This is a genomic window from Pedobacter nototheniae (assembly GCF_004335085.1).
Classification (GTDB): domain Bacteria; phylum Bacteroidota; class Bacteroidia; order Sphingobacteriales; family Sphingobacteriaceae; genus Pedobacter; species Pedobacter nototheniae.
Genome location: NZ_RQRS01000008.1, coordinates 52420 through 72971, shown reverse-complemented (window position 1 = coordinate 72971; position 20552 = coordinate 52420). Strand labels below are relative to the sequence as shown.

The following is a 20552-nucleotide window of genomic DNA, read 5'->3' as shown; positions in this document are numbered from 1 at the left end:
TTTAGTTAGTTTGTGTTAACAATTTATTTCTGTGCTTTATTTTTTTTAGATAATCTTTAACCGACTGGGGTTCTAAAATTATCGAACTTATTTCTACGCCCTCTGCAGGTTCAACAATCTCAACTATACTGCCAACACCTACAAATTTCCAGATTACATTTTCATTGAAAAAGTTTTTGAATGAGCTGTTGTATTCATTTGCCAATATTTGAGCTTTTTTAAAAGCGCATTTAATATCCGTTTCTTTAATCAGCCGTACTTGTTCATTAAATTGAGGCGCATGCTTACCCTCTCCACATATAATTTGGTAAACATAATTTACTGCGAACCATTTCATCATTTAAGGTTTAAAAGCTTTTTATTTCGATGCCACCAAACATGGCTGTACCATCCAATACTAATGTTTTTTGGATCTCTCCATTTGGCATCACATGTGATCTTTTATCTTCTACACTTCCAAAAATTGCAGTTACATTAGATTTAATCGCCCAGTTTTGAGGAACTATCAATTTTATTCCCCCAAAAATTGCGGTTACATCAAGTTTAACGGATTCATTAAAATCTGCTTGTGTTAAATTAATATCTGCACCTCCAAAAACTACAGTAACATCCCCTCCTTTAAAGTTTTTAGAGTAAACAGTTTGGTGGCTTCCTCCAAAAACAGAAATCACATCAATCAAATCATTATTGTTAATTGTTTCGGCATTTTCGAATGATCCCATATCGTTTACTGGTGCAGTAAACTCTTGATTAAAACGATCTCTAAATCTTTTTTTATCTCTATAAGTGTATTTAGGTCTCAAAATTAGATAAGCACCTAAAATTAAGAAACCAATTCCTAAAGCATATTTAGAAAAATCGAAATCCACGCCAACCATATCGTCGATGGTAAAATAGCCGCCTATTAAAACCATAATTAACCAGCCTGCGCCTCTAAAATGACGTCTGATCCCTATAAAAAGACCTATAACCATTAAAAGTGTATGCCAGCTAAATACCCAATGTGGGATACGCAAGCCTACGTTATCGAGCAGGAAAGCAAGTCCGATGAAAATGATGATAACACCACTTAAAGCTCTGCCTGAACGATTATTATTTGAATTTTCCATTTCGTGTACTGATTTAATATTCAAATGTATTTATAAACTATAAATTACTGGAAGGTTAATCCGTAGGTGTTAAACAAATAGCGGTAAAGCACATAATTTCATCGGTGAAATTTATTTTGCTATTTTGACGGCATGAAATTTCTTTTAATAATAATTGCTTTTATAGTTCCTTGTAACCTTTATGCGCAGGATATTAATACACGCTACAAAATATACGATGTAAAAAAGCAACAGGTTATTTCCATAGATAATATTGTATCAGACATGGAAAACGCAGATGTTTTATTTTTTGGAGAGGAGCATAATGATTCGATAGGACATTATTTGGAAGCAGAAATATTCAAAAAGTTAAATGAAAAGTACGCAAAACGCACCTCTTTAACTATGGAAATGTTTCATACCGATGTGCAACCGATTTTGAATGAATATCTAGTAGGATCAATTTCTGAAAAAAACTTTATTAAGGAAAGTAGAGCATGGGGAAATTATAAAGATTATAAACCTTTGATAGAATATGCAAAGCAGTATAATTTGATTGTAATTGGTGGCAATGCCGCAACGCGATACAGTAATGCAGTAACAAAAGGCGGCTTGGAAGCACTAAAAAACTTCCCTAAAACATCAATGCAATATCTACCACCTCTTCCAATTGATACAGCCGTAGGAAGATACAATGATAAATTTGCAGAAACTTTAGGCGGGCATAGCATGGGTCCTATGAAAATTTATCAAACTCAAAACCTTTGGGATGCAACGATGGCATGGTCTATCGCTAAATTTTTAAAGGAAAATAAAGGTTTTAAAGTTTTGCAATTAAATGGGCGTTTTCATAGTGATGAAAAACTTGGAACTGCAGCAAAACTTCAAAAATACGCACCAAAGGCAAGGATATTAAACATCTCTTCATTTTCTGATGCAGGGTTTAATGATCCCAACTGGAATAAATTCTCAAATTTAGGTGATTACATTATCATCACCGATCCGGAAGTAAAAAGAAGTTTTTAATTAAAAGTAACTATAAAGAGGGGATGAACTTCTTTATAGTTACTAGATATAACTAATTAGGCTTTTGCTTTAAGCAAATCTCTAATCTCAGTTAATAATACTTCTTCTTTTGTTGGTACAGGAGCTGCAGCAGGGGCTTCTACTTCTTTCTTCTTAATATTATTTACTGTTTTAATGATGATGAACAAAACTAAAGCAATAATAATAAATGATATTACCTGCGATAAAAAGTTACCATACTTAATTGCCGTACCCGCAATGGTAAGTTTACTCAAATCTTCAAGTCCTGCGGCTTTAAGTGCAGGTCCTAATACAGCTGGTGTGATAATATCTTCAACCAATGAGCTTACGATTTTTCCAAACGCAGCACCAATAATTACACCGACAGCCAAATCAATAACATTGCCCTTTACAGCAAAATCTTTAAATTCTTTTACAAATCCCATATTTTTAGTTTTAATCAATAATTCATTAAAAGTAACAAACATAAAATTGATTACAAATGTTTAGAAAATATTTTAGGCAATCTTATCATAAGCATTTAGGTGATTTCTGAGGAATATCTGAGATCATTTGTTTATTTTTGCGAAATACTTTAATATTAAATATGCTAAAGCAACATCTACAACAAAAATTATTACAGAAGTTATCACCTCAGCAAATACAATTTATTAAGCTGCTGCAAGTGCCAACTGTTGCTTTAGATACCCGGGTTAAAGAAGAACTGGAAGAAAATCCTGCACTCGAAGATCCAAGTTTAATGACTCAGGATGAGCCAAAAGGCGAATATGACGATTTAAATGATGGTCCAGATGATTATGAAAAATCATCTGAAGATACCAGTATGGATGAGTTTAATGTAGATGATTACCTGCAAGACGACAGTACGAACGATTACAGTACTAATTATAATAATGGCGATGATGATGAGGAGAAAAAAGAAACTCCAATTGCCATTGAAAGTACATTTTTCGAAAGTTTACAGGAACAATTAGACCTAATTCCCCTATCCGATCAGGATTTTATAGTAGGTAAGCAAATTATTGGAAGCTTAGATGATGATGGTTATTTACGCCGTCCGTTAAGTTCCATGATTGATGATTTAGCATTTTCTCAAAATGTTATGGTTGAGGAAGAGGATGTATTGGAAATGCTTAGGCTAATTCAAAGCTTTGATCCTCCAGGCATCGGTGCCAGAGATTTAAAGGAGTGTTTACTTATTCAGTTAAAAAGAAAAGATATTCAAAATCCGATAATTATTAAAGCAATAAATATTGTAGAAAATTATCTTGATGAGTTTACACGTAAACATTATGATAAGCTTGAAAAAAGCTTAGGCCTGGATAGCGAGGAATTAAAAGAAGTTGTAAATGAAATTTTGCGTTTAAACCCTAAACCGGGAGATGCTAATCAGGTAACAACCAAGCAAATGCAAATCATTCCTGATTTCCACATCAGTAATAATGATGGCATTTTAATATTGACCTTAAATTCAAAAAATGCACCAGAACTTAAAGTAAGTAGATCTTACCAGGAAATGTTTGAGCATTATGATAAAGCATCTTCTAAGGACAAAAAACTAAAAGAGGCAGTACAATTTGTTAAGCAAAAGTTAGATTCGGCTAAATGGTTTATTGATGCAATTAAGCAAAGACAGCAAACTTTACTTAAAACAATGAATGCAATTATGCACTATCAATATGAATATTTTTTAACTGCAGATGAGCGTAAAATGCGCCCAATGATTTTAAAAGATATTGCAGATAAAATTGATATGGATATTTCTACGGTATCTCGTGTTGCTAATTCAAAATATGTACAAACAGAATTTGGAACGTTTTTATTAAAATCGTTCTTCTCTGAAGCCATTCAAACAGAAAATGGTGAAGAGGTTTCTAATAAAGAGGTTAAAAAAATTCTGGAAGATTGTATTGGCAATGAAGATAAACGTAAACCACTTGCTGATGAGAAATTAACAGAAATTTTAAAGGATAGAGGTTATAATATTGCCAGAAGAACGGTTGCAAAATACCGCGAACAAATGAATATTCCTGTTGCAAGATTAAGAAAAGAACTTTAATTAATCAGTTTCAATTTACAGTTACATAAAATTGTAAATTGAAGCTTATTTTTTATTTCATAAACACAAGCTGATTTTGAATTTGCGCCAGCGGCTGAACTACCACATTTTAATATAAGAAGGAACCTTATAAATGTTGTTCAGCAATAATCCTAAAACAATTTCATGGCTACCATTACTAACCTGATTTAGTTCTGAAGTTGTAAAATCGTAGGAATAAGTTAAGTTAACCATCTTTCCTATATTAAATCCTGCCATAGCAGAAAAGGAATCATCTTTACGATAACTTCCACCTAGCCATACTTTATCTTTAAATGCAAATTTAATATTTAAATCTACTGAAACAGGCGCAGGCTGTGCATACTTAACCATAACAGATGGAATGGCAGCAATATCGTCATCCATAAAAAATTTATAGCCAACTGTACCAAAAACGTGCGGCACTTCCTTTCCTTTATTATAAACATTATCAGCAGAGAAGCTAAGTTTTTGAGGTAAAATTTGTTGTACAGAAAGTCCGGCAAACATCCTTGCTCCATATAGCCACAAACCTATGCTTAAATCTGGTTTTATTTGATTTACTAAGGCTCTTGATAGAGCAGGTTCATTGGAATTATCAAAAGTTAAGGCATTAACATCAAGAGATATGCTCGAAATACCTGCAGCAACACCTGCTGACAAATTGAATTTATCGCTCAATTGTATATGATAGGCATAGGTAACATTCGCATCCAACCGTGATAATGGCCCTGTTTTATCCAATACAGCCGTTACCCCCATACCGTGATGAGATGGAGAAGAAGTATAATTTTGGGTATAGTTTCGATCCATCGGATTTCCTGTTTGCTCAGGAAAAGAAGTTAAGGCATTACTCCATAGCTGATTATCGCCCAACGCCCAATTTGCTGAGGCAAATGAAGTTCTAGGCGCATCATTTATTCCTGCCCATTGCTTACGGTACCCCATTTTAAAATCAATATAATTTTCAATTCCTGATAATGCAGGATTGAGCAAATATTGATTGAAAATGTATTGTGTATATTGAGGCTTCTGTTGCGCAAAACCAGCAAAACAAATGGCAAACATTGCAAATATGAATAGATATTTCTTCAATTTTATCTGATTATTGTAAGAGATCCGCTAATAATTTTTCTTCCATTTTTTGGACTTATAACATAATAATAAACCCCCACAGGAAGTGGCTCATTTTGATAATTGCCATCAAAAGGCACTTTATATCCATTGCTAAAGAAGACTCTGTTTCCATTTCTATTAAAAATTTCAACGGTAGCGTTAGGATAACTATCCAAATATTTTATTACCCAAACATCGTTAATATTATCTCCATTTGGACTAAATGAATTAGGTGGATTTAAAGCTTCTAATACTTTAACAGTTACATAGCTAATAGCCGAGCATCCTCCATCACCAAATACTTCTAGTTTATAATCTGTATCTTTTGTTGGAGCAGCCATTGGATTTAAAATGGCATCATTATTTAATCCAGTAGAGGGTGTCCATTTATAGGTTAAATTTGAGCCTTCTGCCGTTGCTGGTATTTGAATTTCTCCACCAGCCAAAATATAAAGTGCACTTCCTGCATCTGCGCTTGGCGATTTATAAACTTTCACGCTTTTTGTAATGGAAGAAGAGCATTGATTATCCCCTGTAAACGTATAGGTAATATTATGTATCCCCTCGCCCGCTATTTTAGGGTTGTAAGTTCCATCTTCCGACATTCCGTTTCCGTCACTTGTAAAAACTCCACGACCAGGAAAGCCTGATGTTTCGCCTGCTTCAGTAATTATCACTGTGCCTTGGTTATCACAAAGCGAAGTTATATCTGAAAAAGATATTTGCGGGGTCGGTTTCAGCGTAATTTCTTGTAAAAATTCTTTCGTACAAACGTCATTATCACCAGTATACCCCACTACCCTAATTACATATTTTTTAGATTCTGTGCCACCAAATGAATCATATGTTAAGTGTATATCATCCGTATTATTAGGATACATAATTGTTTTTGTAATTGTACTTGGCGCACCAGTTTTGTAATCTTTATAAATATCAATTCTTACAACTTTTCCAATTAAGGCGGTAAAGCCATTCGTAATTATAACATCATTATTACTACATAAATTATCAGCATTATGAATAGTAACCTCAGCCTTATCTACCCTACCATTAACGGTAAAATTTTGAGTACTTACAGATTCGCAACCATTACTATTTGTTATAGTTAAAGTAACTGTATACGGCCCAGGATTAATATACTGGTGTTTCCCGTCCTTTTGTGTAGAGCTATTACTTGAAGATGTATTTGTTGGATCGCCGAAATCCCATTTATAGTTGAAATTGCCATCTCCGCTAGTTGCATCTGTAGAAATATTATTGAAAACTGCCACATCATCAGAAGAGCATACATCTGGCAAAGTGAAATTGGCTTGCGGTAAAGCATAAACCGTAATCAATTTTGGCGTTGATACATTTATACAGCCATTTTCTGAAGTCGTTGTTAATGTAATCTGCTTTTCTCCTAATGTATTGTATTTATAATAAAATGGCATACCATCGGTCTTATCAATCGGCGTAGATCCATCTCCAAAATCCCAATGCCATTTTACAATTTTATTTGGAGTTATTGCACTGCTAATGGTGGATTTATCTGTAATTAAATAATCTATATTGATACAAGCTTTCGCTAAACTTTCAAAAGACGAAACTGGTAAAGGGTTAATAATAACTTCTTGCGTAGTACTGGAGGCACAACTTGTTCCTGCTTTAGCGGTTAATGTTACTGTATATTTACCTTCTTGCGCATATGTATGCTTAGGATTTTGATCTGTTGAAGGTGTTGTACCATCTCCAAAATCCCACAACCAACTTACTATTCCGAAATTAGCAGTATTAGAAATACTTTTATCTACAAAATTAATTTCTGTTTTCGCACAGGTTGTTGCAATTGGATCAAAGCTTGCTTTTGGTAAATCATAAATACTAAATGGATAAAGCATAGTAAAATCGCCACTCTGACAATTAGAGGCATTTGGTGCCAAATGTGCCTGCACAACCAAATTATGTATCCCGGCGGCAGCAAAAGTTAATACATTTGGATAGGTATAAACATAAATATTTTGTCCATTTACTACTTTAATTTCATGTGCAGGATTTGGCTCCGATAAAACTGGGGTACCACCATCTAAACTCCACGAAATCTGATCTGGCTCGTAAGGTAAATTTATTTTAAATTTAGTAGCCGAATTTACACAACCATAAGAACTTTCTTCGTTGCTGGTTTCTTTTACTAATGTAAGATAGTTATTTGACGCTAGATTAGTTCCTGCTGAATAGGCGTAAGATTCTGCATTACCGAAACCATATGCAGTTGCATTAAAGCCATCATCAGCCGTTAGTGTTAAGCTTTTAAATGTTGAGCTTCCACTGGTACCTACAACAGGAATTTGATTATAGGAATATAATGGATTACTAGCCATGATACTCCATGAGCTTGACGGCGGTAAACCATCAACTTTAAATGTCGATGTTTTATTTGTAGCCATTATAACATTAATATAACGCTCTGTTATGTTTTGCAAAGTTGAAGAAAATACGGTTACAGCTTGAATATTAAATTCAATTGGATTTAATATAACCATGTCAGGATCACCAACTAACGTTCCTCCGATGGCAGAGGTACATTTTTGACTAAGCGAAAACTGTGCAACAGAGATTAACTTATCGCCCGTTACAAAAGTAGGCTCAGAAAGTGTTGCACTTTCTTTATATTCTCCTTTATTAAGCGTAAATGTTTCTCCATTAAATTTAACTGTAGTATTATTTTCTTGCGCAATAATTCTTAAAATATAAGTTCTATTTTTAAATGGTACTACTCCATAGTTTTTACCCCAACTTACTGTAGGATAAAGCTGTTGATATAAAGGATCATAAGAAGAACCACCATTGATTCCACAAGGCTCAATACGAATCATGGAATTACCAGAAAAAGCTGCGAACTTTTTACAAGAAGATGTGGCAGGATCAGTATTTACAGATAAACCTGTAAAATCTGTTTGTCCAGACATATATTCATAAGCATCACCGGCTTTATTAAAATGAATTGATTTTGCATTACCATTCTTTTCGTGTATAATCAAATCCATATTATCATCGGCAGCTACAAGTACCAAAAAATTATTTCCAAACGAAGTTCCAAAATCAACTTGAGTATAATTCATGGAATAATAAGTTTGGCCTAAAGTTTCATAAGGTAAAATTAATGAGGCTGCAGATCTATTATTACCATAAATATGTGCATACGCAGAAACTTTGGGTTTACCATCAGTTACTTTTATGTGGATACCTCTATTTACGAGTGGGCTTAAGCTATTTGCCTGGGTAAAATCTATATAAGCATTGGCTCTTGGTACATTAAACTGAACTGCTGTATTTGCTGGAATAAGTTTTGTTTCCGTATAGCTACCACAAGAAACAGTAGCTTCAGAACTAGCTTTAGAAGTTACAAAAATGGCGATTTCAGCTAATGTGCCACTAGGAACATGCGTAGGAAACACCGCCCAAAAATCAGTTCCTTCATTAGAAATATTTTGGCTGAGAACACGAGTTGACAGAAAGAAAAAAATGCAAAAAACTAATAATACAATTTTATTCATTTATTATTAGCAGTTAAAAAACAACACATTACATCAATAATTATCTATGCAATATACTATTAAACATAGTTATCAAAACATTTAGAATTAAAATTTAACATTTTTCCATCACGATTATCGGGTTTCGTGTAATAAAGTGAGGTGTTCGTGTAAAAAAGACTTTAATTATTTTTCAATAACCATATTTTGTAATGTTCCTATAGCTAGGTTTTTTATGCTTTTAAGCATATTAAACAAACACATCTCATTTTAGAAATTACAAAATCATTTGTTTATTGATTTTAAATTATTTTTCTATGAATGCATATAAATGTTTGCTAAATAAGGTTTATCCTGCCAGAATTGGAGAACAAGCTGATTTATTAATTTACTTTAATGCTGAAAAAGCATTCTTTAATCTTCAAAACTCAAATCTCGATTTTGAGGTGTTAAATTTAGAGTTTAGAAATGCCTTTTATTTTTTAAGAAAGCATGTAAACAACTGCGTTAATGATGCTTACAGAATATTGGAATGCCAAATGGATGATTTTGATAAAAAGCAATTAGGTTATTGTATAGAAAAACTTACTAATTCATTTTATGATATAACGGAGCTAGAAAATATTTTAACTTATATTAATACCGTTATTTCTGCTTATAATTTAACTTTTAACGAAAAGAAGTACTTAATTCTAAGTAAATCTGCTTAATAATTAAAATAAATTACTAACCAAATTTACCTCAGTTTTCATATTATTAGCCTGTATAAAAGCAGGCTTTAAAGCAATTAATACAACAAACTAGCTTATAGGAGGTTCATCTTTAGCATTTTTAAATTCCTTAACGCTCTTTCCGATTCCACGCATTAATTCGGGCAATTTCTTACCTCCAAAAATTAAAAGAATAACAACACCAATTAAAATAATTTCTACTGCTGACATATTTAGCTATTTTTCACAATGTACATTAAAAAAATCTATTAGCGTTTTTAAAATTAAAATTCTTTATTTATTTAGGCTAAAAGGGCCTTTAAACTTCTAACCTTTATATTAGGAACTGCCCCATGGCGAATAAATTCTGAGAAACCTTTTAATTGCTTAATTGATTTTATAGCTTCATATCCTTCAAAGTTGCTTCTAATTTTATTTAAAAGAAGTGTATCTGTTTTAAAAAGATCATCTTTAACTAAAAGCCCTCTTTTTAAAAAACTTTTAATTAATTCGGCCATTTTACCATTTGCATACAAGTGAAGTGGCAATTTAAACACATCATTATTTAATTTATCAAAAATTTCATTAATCCAAACTGCTTCTTTTTCAATTGTTATAGCAATTTTTCCATCTTTTAATACAATAGCTTGTAAAAACTCTTTTGCTCTTTGTCTGCTTATAATCCCTCCATAAATTGCGTCACGAAGTGTATAATCTAACCGATCAGCACAGAGTGAAGGTAATTCCTGTTCTAAAATATTGAATTCTCCGTCAAAAATTTGATCTATACGATAGCCATGCTTCAGTAAAACAGCTGGAATATCTGAACTTAAAATGACCTGCTTAAAAATTGTTTCATGATAATCTTCATTCTCATGATTAAAAACATAATCTCCTACGTGAGAAAAGGCAGTATGAGAAACATCATGAAGCAAACCTGCAATTTGCTCCAAGGTTGATCCTCCAAGCATTTTAATCAGCATCATTACACCAGTAGTATGCTCCAGGCGTGAATGACAAATATCGGGGTTAACTAAAAAAATAGCTCCACTTTGGTGTACACCGGCTAAACGTTTTATTGCTTCTGTTTCAAACAAATCAGCAATAACCTGTGGGAATTGCATTTTTCCATATAAAAAATCATTTACCTGTACCATAATGAACCGTTTTAATTAATTCAAAATTACTAAAATTATTAGTAATAAATATTAAAACATCTATATTTAATTACACAAAAAGCTAAAATATTTAGAATCAGCTTATTGATTTATTAACATTATTTTAGTCGATAGGTTTTAATAATTTTTTAATAGGATAAAAAATAAACCAAATTGTACAAAGTATACAGTTTTATATGGCTTAAAGGATTATGAATTTGCTTGCTTATCCTTCTGCATTACGTTTAACTACATCAACCATATGATCGATATCAAATGGTTTTTCAATGTAATCATCTGCTTTACAATCTTTAGCTTGTTGGGGCAATTTATCGGAAGTTGAAGTTAATACAACTGATAAATCTTCGGTTTCAGGATCATTTTTAAGATCCTTAACAACTTTAGATCCTTTAACATCTCCTTTAATATGATCGTCAATTACAACTACATCTGGATCAATCTTATCAATATTTTTGATAGGTTCTGTTGTTAAAGATGAAGTTACATCAAATCCTTCATCTTCCAACACTTGATCCATAATATCTAAGATATCTTCATTATCCTGAACAAGAACAACCTTTTTTTTCATAAAATAAGTTGAATTAAAATTTCTTATAAAGATATGAAAAAGAATAATTGCTCTGTAAATCTTAATTTATTTTACAATTCATTTAAGATTCGATTTTTTTCGTCTGTTAATAATGCCCGTTCGTCGATTAGTTTATAGTGATAGTATAAAAATGAGGGTTAGGTTGCAACGTTTTTGATGAAGCTGCGTCTTATATACAAAAGCTTTAAAAAAAACTTAAAATATTAAATTACAGTTAATTATAAATTAAAATATTATGAAAACCTCATTCAAAACCCTAATCGCTTCATCATTAACAGCTATCGTTTTATCAACAGCGTTAATCTCTACAAATGTTTCTGCAATGGAAACTAAACCTACAAAAATTTCTGCTCCGGCAAATGTAAAAAGAGTTTATGTAAAAGGAAATGTAGAAGTTTTATTGGTACAAAGATCATTTGCAGGAATAAGTTATGCGGATGACAACACAGGAAAAGCAAAAGTTATGCAAGAAGGAGATATTCTTAGAATTAATTCTGAAGGTAAAGGCTTAACTAAACTTGTTGTTTATGTTGATAATATTTATAGAATTGAGGCATCAGGCAATGCAATTGTTAAAACTGATGGCAAATTAACAACTCAATTTCTTCAAATTTTATTAAGTGGAAGTGCCCATGCAGAAATAAATACTAGTACAGAGAGTTTGTATACAGTAATTAAAGATAAATCTGATTTAAGATTAAGTGGTTCTACTGATAGCCACACATTACTTATGGATAAAACTCCAACTATTTCAATGGAAAGATTTGCAGCACTAAAAACAAGTGTAAGCAATGCTGAAACCATTAATGCAATTGATAAAGAAATTGCTTCGAACTAATAAATCAAACTATAATATATACAAAAGCGGTTGGTAAATACTAACCGCTTTTTTTTATGTATAAAGCATTAGAATTTCCAATTTATTATCGAAACTTCAGTTTTTCTTCAGAATATGTAATTATCTTGCGTAAATTTTCTTACACGCAAATGACCAAATTATTTAAAAGCAGGTACTCCATCTTACTGGGGTATTTAGCTTATTTCCTCCTATTTTCCTTTATTATTAGAAGCATTTTATTTATTTGTGCTTGCCAGCATACGGATTTTAAAATATTGGAAATTTTTAAACTTTATTTTACTGGTTTATTTTTTGACTTAGGAACAGGATTACTTTTAGTTTCCTTTTATGCACTTTATTTGCTGCTAATTCCGAATCGGTTTTATCATAAAAAGTGGAATAAAATAGTTACCTACATTTTATTTTTCCTTTTTCTATTAATCACATTATTTTCTTTTTTTGCTGAATTAACATTTTGGCAAGAGTTTGAAAGTCGTTTTAATTTTATTGCAGTTGATTATTTAATTTATACATACGAAGTAATTAACAATATAAATGAATCTTATCCGCTGCCATTATTAATTTCTGGAATGTTATTTTTGGCTGTTGCAGTAACTTTTGTTTTCTATAAATTAAAAATTTTCAAAAATAGTTTCATCAGTCAAACTCCGTCCAAAAGCCGTGTTGTTATATCATCCTTAATTATTATCCCTGCCATACTTTTTGCGGTAATTGTAAAAAATAGCTGGGCCGAAAGTGGAAATAACAGATATACAAATGAACTTAGTAAGGCTGGGATTTATTCTTTCTTTGCTGCATTTAAAAACAATGAACTAAATTATTTAGAATTTTATAGCTTAATTGATAGCACAAAGGCTTACGATTTAGTTAAAAAAGAACTGAAAGATAATGGTACCACATTTGAAAATGGCAATACCATTAAAAGAACAATAGAATTTACCAACACCAAACCTTATAAGCCAAATGTAATTATGATTACGGTGGAGAGTTTAAGTGCTGACTTTTTAGAGCATTTTGGCAATACCCAACATATAACACCCAGATTAGATTCATTTGCAAACAACAGCGTATTTTTTAGCAATATGTATGCTACTGGAACTCGTACAGTAAGAGGAATGGAAGCTTTAACTTTGGCAATTCCGCCAACGCCAGGAAATAGCATTGTGCGAAGAACAGACAATGAAAATCTTTTTACTGTAGGGCATGTATTTAAACAAAATGGCTATACCAACACGTTCTTTTATGGTGGTGATGGATATTTTGATAATATGAATCACTTTTTTGGCAACAATGGATATGATATTGTAGACCGTGGACGTAAATTACTTGATGAAACATATGGCGGTAAAAGAACGCTGATTCAAGATAATGAGGTCACTTTTGAAAATGCCTGGGGTATTTGTGATGAAGATATTTTTAATGTTGTAATTAAGGATGCTGATGAAAAATATAAGCAGAATAAACTGTTTAATAATTTCATTATGACTACCTCTAACCACAGACCTTTTACTTTTCCTGCTAATAAAATTGATTTACCTCCTGGAAGTAGAGAAGGCGCTGTAAAATATACAGATTATGCCATCGGAAACTTTATTGATAAGATTAAAAATAAACCTTGGTTTAGCAATACGGTTATTATTATTGTTGCCGATCATTGTGCAAGTAGCGCTGGCAAAAATGAAATAGATATTTCTAAATATCAAATTCCATGTATGATTTTAAACCTGAAGGATGTTGCAAAAACCAATATCAGCAAAATGACTTCTCAGGTTGATCTTTTTCCAACTTTATGGAGTTTGTTAGGCTGGAATTATACAAGTGAGTTTTTTGGTAAAAATGTGTTGGATGAAAAATATCAACCAAGAGTATTTTTAGGCACTTACCAAAAACTGGTTTATATGAAAGGTGATAGTCTTGTTATTTTAAGTCCGCAACATAAAATAGACACTTATTTTTACAATAAGGCTAAGAACGAGCAGAAACCGGCTAAACTCCCCAAAACAATAACCGATCAAGGAATTGCAAATTATCAGGCAGCTTTTGATATGTTTAAGAGTGGAAAACTGAGGGTTAAATAATTTATTTAAATATTTAACAAAGACATTGAATTCACGGAAATACAAGAATATCAAAAATCATAAAAAAGGTTCCCAATTTAAACTGGGAACCTTTTTCTTTTATACTGAGGCTTGTAAAATTTCTTCAGCTTTAATTAAAACTTCTCTGGCTTTGGTTTTAGTTTTTTTCTCTTCCAAATATTTAACACCAACTCTTAAGGCTTTTAATCCAGAAACCCCCTGAAGTTCGTCCAAATCCAATTGCTCTAAATCATCACTTAAAAAGCCTTGATCCTGCATATATTTAATGTATTCGGTATATTCTTTAGCTTCTTCGGCATTAAAATAAACCATTGCAATTTTATGTGGTTGTGTTAAACGTTCTGTTGTGCCTTTAATCAACACTTTATCTATTCTCTTCTTAACTACCTCATATCTAATATTATAAGCGCCTTCTACATCAAATCTACGTTCATCGTTTCTAAAGCTAATATCAATTGCATTAGAGTGGATAAAAATTAATTGCGTGGTGTGCAAAGGTTTTGGCATCTCTCCTATTAAACTATTTGAAAGACGGGCAATTTCGACCATTGAGGTTAATTGCCATAAGCGAATATTTTTGAGATAAAGTAAATCGAAAGGTTTATCTGGCGCAATTGCCTGTCCAATATAGATATCGTATTCAACACCATCTGTTCTAAATTTAGCGAAATAACAAGGATAAGAAGTTTGCAAATTTTGTTGTGCTCTTTCTAAATATTGACTTACCTCTGTATTAATTAACTGCATAGAATTTTCAAGTTTCCTTCTATTTTCAAATGCAGCTCCAGCTTCGGCACTAATATCCTCAAAGTATCGATCAACTGTTTCTACAGTATTAGGATAATTTGTTTTCATGATGGATAAAAAAGGATAAACTTCGCTTTCCAGGAACTCGTTCAATAGCATTTCTTCATTTGATGATGCAAAATTACTGATGCGCTTAATCCAATCTTTACAATTAAAAAGAAGCTTATCTGTAAGTTCTAAATAAACAAATTTTCTAAGTTCTTTTAGCGTACGGATTAAGCTGCCAAGCTGCACGTCCATATCATCTTTTAAAGCCTTATTTCTTTCTATTGTAGAGTTACGAATATCAATAGCTCCAAAAAGCGGATACATGTGCTTAAAGGTGACTGTTTCTATCTCTTTTAATTTATGATAGCTTTCTTTTTGTTGCAAAAACTGCCAAACGGCTTCATTAAATTTCCATTGTACTGAAGGTTGCAAAGCTGTAAACTTATCCATCAATACTTCATCCATTTTAGAGTTAAATTCTTCAATACTATATTGAAATAATTGACCAATTAATGGGATTGCCGGACGCAGACGAGATAATAGCTTATCATCGACTACAATTTCCTTTTTAGAATAAATCTCCAACACACCAGCAAGCTGCGTATTATAATAAACTGGTAGAATAGACCAAGAGTTTACTCCGGCTTCTTTTAAAACCCTTAAAAACGGATCTTTTTTAATCTGGTCATCATTAATTGATGTTACAAATATTGATCGTGGATTTTCTTTATACTGATCAACTAGCGAATAAAAAACTTCTTCTTCCAAATTGGCTGCCTTTGCTGAGTTAATCAGCATACTTTGCGAGAAATCTTTATTGTTAAAAACCAGTTTGTCATTTACAGTTAAAAATGGCATTAAACCAAACTCTAATTGGCCATTACCACCCAAAGTTTTTAAAGCATGAATTACGTGAGTATAAGCTTCTTTTTGATAATTATGATTAACTAATGCATCTCTAATACCATCAATTGCATGCTGTAAGGTAACATCTGTAATAGAAATTACGGTGAAACCTTCGAAGCTTACATTTTTTAAAGGAAGTTTTTTAATCAGGTATTCTAATTCATTACCTTCTTGAAAGCTTTGAGAAAGTTCTTCAAAATTAAGTTCTGGTAAATCACCTTTGTAAAAAATATCTACAAATTGCACATCTGTATGAATGTTATAATACTGGGTTAAACCTGTATCGGTATTAACGTGAGCATATATAATTTCATTTTTAAGTACAGAATTAAAGTTGTAGAAACGATCCAGAATTAAGTTATAAATAAATTTTAACTGTTTCTTTTCTACTGGCTCATCGTCTTTTTTAACTTTATTTTTGGGATCGTGGTCTTTAAAAAAATTATAAAAAGCGTTGGTACTAAAAAATATTTCATCGGGCACGGGGGTACTTAATGCCCAAAACATATCATTTTCATTCGCCATTAACGGCGTAAGGATCGTAAAAATTAATTCAAGTGTATCTTTATATTTCGATAACTGTTGCGCATCAATATTACCCATTAATGCATCTTCTTTCTCAATTTTTTCTAGTAAAAATCTATAAAATTCTGATTTTACAGATTTCTCGGTAACTAACCTGCCTTTTAAATAAGCCACAAGAGGACCAAATGACAGGCTTGATTTGACCTGGCAACCAATACATTCATTTTTATGTATTTTAATTACATTGGTATTCATTGTATGTTTTTATTATATATTTTATTTAATTAGCGCTATGTATTTAATAACTAATCAATTGCAAAGATATGAATTGAAAAAGTTACACAAAGTCTTCTTAAGGTAATACTATTTACGAAAAAATCATGTTTAGCGTTTTTTTACAATTGTTGTTAATACCTAAAGTTCATGGATACGTAAGGATACCAGCCATCAACCGAGTGCCCCATTACAAAGCTGAAAACGGCTAATGAAGCGGGTGCAAAATACACTCCCCCTCCTACGCCATGGTGCCAAACTGTTGATGGTTCATCGCGTTTCCAAACTCGCCCTACATCGTAAAAACCAAGTAAACCTACCTGCCCTGGCAATACATAACTAACTAAATCGCCGAGTTTTGCCCTTAACTCCAAATTGTTGTAAAAACTTTGCTCGCCTGCAAATCTATATTGGCGATAACCCAATAAGTTACCTTGCCCACCTAAATATTGTGCTTGATAAAATGCAGGCTTTCCAAGCGTTAGTCCTCCACCAAAACGATCGGCAAGTATAAAATTCTTTCTACCATCCAGGTTTTTATATAGCGCAACGCTAGCCGTGAACTGCCCAAATGAATTTGAGTTTTTATTTACCCCTTTATAACCTACCAACTTAAAATCTACATAGCTTCCTAAAGTTGGCAACAAATCATTATCACGTGTGTTGTTGGTGAAGTTTACAATTGCACCTGCAAACATTTTCTCATTTTTTACCGTTAAGCTGTCGGAAGAATGCAGTTGAGAACCATTTTCTATAAAACGACCATTGTTACCATCTTTATTGTATTTATAGTATTGATATGATGGGCCAATGCTGAATGTTGATTTAGGTCTGCGCCATCTTAAGGCAGCATCAACCTGGTAAAGGTTAAACCTTGCACGATAATAATGCACATCATCAGCCCGTTCGTCGAAATAAGTTTCATTACCAAGTCCGAAAAAGTTTTGGAGGTAATTTGGGGCGTTTGCACTCCCTTTTAAAACAAAATCGGCCTTACCAATTGCTTTTAACCATTCACCTTTGTAATCAAATTTAAAGGCAGCTGTTTGAAAAGAATGCAAAAACGAAATGGTTTGCGAATTTCCATAAGGCATTTTTCTAAAGCCAGGGTTTGTTTGCTTATAAATTAAGCCCAATAATAATCCATCATCACTATTATAACCTGCATTAAGTAATATTGAATTTCTGCGATACATATCTTTAGCAATGTAACTTACGTTTGAGGTATCGTTTGATAACGTTTTGGTGATTTTATTAGCATCCTCTCCTTTAAATTCTGCTTTACCCTTTCTATCGTAAAGATTCACTTTGCTATTGCTATTTTCAAAATCATAAACCTTTTTACCTTTTCCGCCTATAATCCTAATTTTAATATTTGATGTTTTATTATTTAAAATCAAGCTATCATTACCATTATGAAGATAAACGCGAAGTTCTTTAGTAACTTTTGGATCGAAAACACGGTTAAATAGCTCTCTTTTTATATTTCCTTCTTTAGAAATTTTATTGATTTTTACGGCTAAACCTTTATTCTCTGTATCATTTATTTGCACCAGCTCATTCTTATCAGATACTTCAATATCAACAATACGATTAAAGAAATGATAATAATCGTTCATCAATTTTGGCAATGTTGCTCTACGCTCCTTCAATTCGGCTAATATTGCATCGTGGTGCAACGAATAAACTGGATCGGGAAGTTTCCTTAAAGCTTTTTCAAAAATCTCATCTGTATAATAGCTGCAAAATTCTTTTACAATTTTGTTCCATTCATCTTCATCAATATTTGCTGTCCAACGGCTACTTAACTCTCTTCCTTCCCACAAAAACCAATCGATATTTTTAATATTTCTTTCATAGCCCTGCATCATTGGTAATAACGAAGATGTTTGAGCATAACGCTGGAGAAAACCATCTGATCTAAAAAATACCTGATCGCGATCTCTAGGTACGGGAATATAATGTTTACCGCCACTTTTTTGAGTGTCTTTCCAACGCCATTGGTCATCATGCCTATCCCAATCGCCAAGTAAAACATCAAATGCTCTAGCTTTTACCCAAGCAGCTCCATCAAAAGTATTGTCATTATCATCATTCAGCTTTTTATACATTTTTGCCGAATTATCCGAATCACCTAAGGGCTCTCTTTCTTCCAATAGGCAAACGGTATTAGCAAATGCAGGGGCAAATTCGCCCAAATTATCATCAGGAGAAACCATTCCTATTAAGGGTTTGGTGTGAGGAATACCTGCGGCTTTGGCTAAATCGGGCACTACTAAAGCAGAGAATGGGTGTTGTGCCGACATATTATCACGGATAACATCTTTGGCAAAGGTTTCTCTCAATTGTGCTGGCAATAGTACTTCCGGATATTTTTCTACACTTCTTAAAACCCATTCTTTACCATTTTTATCTTCTAAGCGTAAAGAACGAGATTGATTGCCACCACCGCGTTTTGTTGCCTTTAAGCCGCCAGCTATTTCAGAGATTCTAATTACTGGCATTTTGGTTTTTACAGCATATTCTTTACGATAGTTATCACCAAATAGGAAACGATGGAAACGCCCTACGCTGTCATACTCGGGTTTGATGCTTACCAAAACACTATCGGCTGTTATTGGTTTTGCCTTTAATCTTTCTTTTAATGTAATTTTTTCAAAAGGTTTTGTATAGCTATAAACTCTTTGCACACCCGTATCTGCGTAAACATAATATTCGTATCGCATGTCATTATTCATCAGCTGATCTGCAACAACATACCCTTGCTTCATTTCATGAAACAAAGAGTTTTTCCCTTTTTTATTTGGCGAAATTTTGGATCCTGAGCCACTCACAATTTGCAATTGCTTGCTTTTAATTAACTGTAAACCATGCTCATGGCCAGCCACATAGGTTACATTTGGATAATCACCAAAAACATCGGTTACCGATTTAATCATATCTTTATATGCAGGATGATTTAAATCTTCAGGGCTTAACAAAGTGGAACGTAACAATGGATAAACCGACCCAAGCACTGGCATTGGAATATATAAATTCTTATTTAGCGATGTTAACGGAAAAATATGGTTTCTTAAGTTAAAATAACCACCATGTGGGCCGTAACTTTGAAATGGATGGTGGGATGCCAAAAGAATAACTTTTCCTTTATTTTGCTGAAGTAGTTCTTCCATTCTGATAAGCACTTCATCTTTAGTATTACAATCGCACTCTGCAATTGGATTTTTTTTATTGTAAGGAAAAAGCCACCATTCGCTATCATAAGCAATAATGGTTAAATGATCTGTTAAATTTATAGCAACGGGATCTGGGCAGCCATTATCAGGAATCAGCTTTAATAATGGATCATTTTGCAATTGTAAAAATTCACCTTGTGCTTTAATTTTGGCTAAACCTTTTGGTCCAGATTTATCCCAATCGTGATTTCCAGGAATAAAATACACCGCAGCGCCCATTGCCCGCATAGGTTCAAACTGCGATTTTAAAATCTTTTTGGTATCTTCTTCTTCAATGCTGCCAGGCAAACCCATTCCTGTGGGATAAATATTATCACCTAAATATAAAACTGTAGTTTTATTTGGGATAATCTGCTTAGCTGCATTTTTCAAATCCTGTGTTTGTCCAGAGTTCATTTCCCCGGCATCACCAAAAAGGATTACACGGTATTTAACCTCCTTTTGGGCAAAGGCAATTAAATTAAGCAGTAACAATGTTGTAATCAGGGTAAATTTCTTAATCATATTGGGCGTTTAGGGATTCAATTCTTTATCGTTCA

15 protein-coding genes are annotated in these 20552 nt (G+C 32.7%); 5 read left to right on the top strand and 10 right to left on the bottom strand.

Features of this window, described 5'->3' with window-relative positions; translation table 11 throughout:
• Position 1: 1 nt before the first annotated feature.
• Positions 2–337, bottom strand: a complete 336-nt coding sequence (locus EHC72_RS08850) for a DUF4288 domain-containing protein (protein ID WP_165585796.1) — start codon at positions 335–337, stop codon at positions 2–4.
• A 10-nt stretch (positions 338–347) separates the two neighbouring features.
• Positions 348–1109, bottom strand: coding sequence for a LiaF transmembrane domain-containing protein (locus tag EHC72_RS08845; RefSeq protein ID WP_131537323.1), 762 nt, complete (start codon positions 1107–1109; stop codon positions 348–350).
• Positions 1110–1241: 132 nt separating this feature from the next.
• On the opposite strand from EHC72_RS08845, the gene EHC72_RS08840 reads away from it, so the two are divergent.
• On the top strand, positions 1242–2114 hold the full coding sequence (locus tag EHC72_RS08840; RefSeq protein ID WP_131537322.1) for a ChaN family lipoprotein: 873 nt from the start codon (positions 1242–1244) through the stop codon (positions 2112–2114).
• Between the two features lie 56 nt (positions 2115–2170).
• Here EHC72_RS08840 and mscL read toward each other — a convergent pair whose 3' ends face one another.
• Positions 2171–2560, bottom strand: coding sequence for a large-conductance mechanosensitive channel protein MscL (gene mscL / locus EHC72_RS08835; protein ID WP_131537321.1), 390 nt, complete (start codon positions 2558–2560; stop codon positions 2171–2173).
• A gap of 161 nt (positions 2561–2721) precedes the next feature.
• On the opposite strand from mscL, the gene rpoN reads away from it, so the two are divergent.
• Positions 2722–4194 carry an RNA polymerase factor sigma-54 gene (gene rpoN, locus EHC72_RS08830; protein ID WP_131537320.1) on the top strand — a complete coding sequence of 491 codons (1473 nt, stop codon included), beginning with the start codon at positions 2722–2724 and terminating at the stop codon, positions 4192–4194.
• A gap of 99 nt (positions 4195–4293) precedes the next feature.
• Here the strand turns inward: rpoN and EHC72_RS08825 are convergent, their stop codons facing one another.
• Both EHC72_RS08825 and EHC72_RS23235 read right to left on the bottom strand, forming a co-directional pair.
• A complete protein-coding gene (locus tag EHC72_RS08825; protein WP_131537319.1) occupies positions 4294–5307 on the bottom strand; it encodes a PorP/SprF family type IX secretion system membrane protein in 1014 nt (337 codons plus the stop codon).
• Positions 5308–5309: 2 nt separating this feature from the next.
• Complete coding sequence (locus EHC72_RS23235; RefSeq protein ID WP_131537318.1) at positions 5310–8864, bottom strand: PKD domain-containing protein; 3555 nt, start codon at positions 8862–8864, stop codon at positions 5310–5312.
• A gap of 296 nt (positions 8865–9160) precedes the next feature.
• On the opposite strand from EHC72_RS23235, the gene EHC72_RS08815 reads away from it, so the two are divergent.
• On the top strand, positions 9161–9553 hold the full coding sequence (locus tag EHC72_RS08815) for a hypothetical protein (RefSeq protein ID WP_131537317.1): 393 nt from the start codon (positions 9161–9163) through the stop codon (positions 9551–9553).
• Positions 9554–9643: 90 nt separating this feature from the next.
• Here EHC72_RS08815 and EHC72_RS08810 read toward each other — a convergent pair whose 3' ends face one another.
• From EHC72_RS08810 to EHC72_RS08800, 3 genes are all read right to left on the bottom strand, one after another.
• Entirely contained in the window at positions 9644–9784 is a 141-nt protein-coding gene (locus tag EHC72_RS08810) for a Sec-independent protein translocase subunit TatA/TatB (protein ID WP_131537316.1), read from the bottom strand.
• 71 nt (positions 9785–9855) lie between these two features.
• The gene (locus EHC72_RS08805; RefSeq protein WP_131537315.1) at positions 9856–10710 is read right to left on the bottom strand and encodes an HD domain-containing protein; all 855 of its coding nucleotides are present in this window, start codon (positions 10708–10710) and stop codon (positions 9856–9858) included.
• 226 nt (positions 10711–10936) lie between these two features.
• Positions 10937–11299 (bottom strand): response regulator, encoded by a 363-nt coding sequence (locus tag EHC72_RS08800; protein WP_131537314.1) that lies wholly within the window; start codon positions 11297–11299, stop codon positions 10937–10939.
• Positions 11300–11555: 256 nt separating this feature from the next.
• On the opposite strand from EHC72_RS08800, the gene EHC72_RS08795 reads away from it, so the two are divergent.
• Positions 11556–12158 carry a GIN domain-containing protein gene (locus tag EHC72_RS08795; RefSeq protein ID WP_131537313.1) on the top strand — a complete coding sequence of 201 codons (603 nt, stop codon included), beginning with the start codon at positions 11556–11558 and terminating at the stop codon, positions 12156–12158.
• A gap of 56 nt (positions 12159–12214) precedes the next feature.
• The gene (locus tag EHC72_RS08790; protein ID WP_246029406.1) at positions 12215–14257 is read left to right on the top strand and encodes an LTA synthase family protein; all 2043 of its coding nucleotides are present in this window, start codon (positions 12215–12217) and stop codon (positions 14255–14257) included.
• A gap of 99 nt (positions 14258–14356) precedes the next feature.
• Here the strand turns inward: EHC72_RS08790 and EHC72_RS08785 are convergent, their stop codons facing one another.
• Positions 14357–16759, bottom strand: a complete 2403-nt coding sequence (locus EHC72_RS08785; protein WP_131537312.1) for a GAF domain-containing protein — start codon at positions 16757–16759, stop codon at positions 14357–14359.
• Positions 16760–16911: 152 nt separating this feature from the next.
• Complete coding sequence (locus EHC72_RS08780) at positions 16912–20517, bottom strand: BamA/TamA family outer membrane protein (protein WP_131537311.1); 3606 nt, start codon at positions 20515–20517, stop codon at positions 16912–16914.
• Positions 20518–20552: the final 35 nt, after the last annotated feature.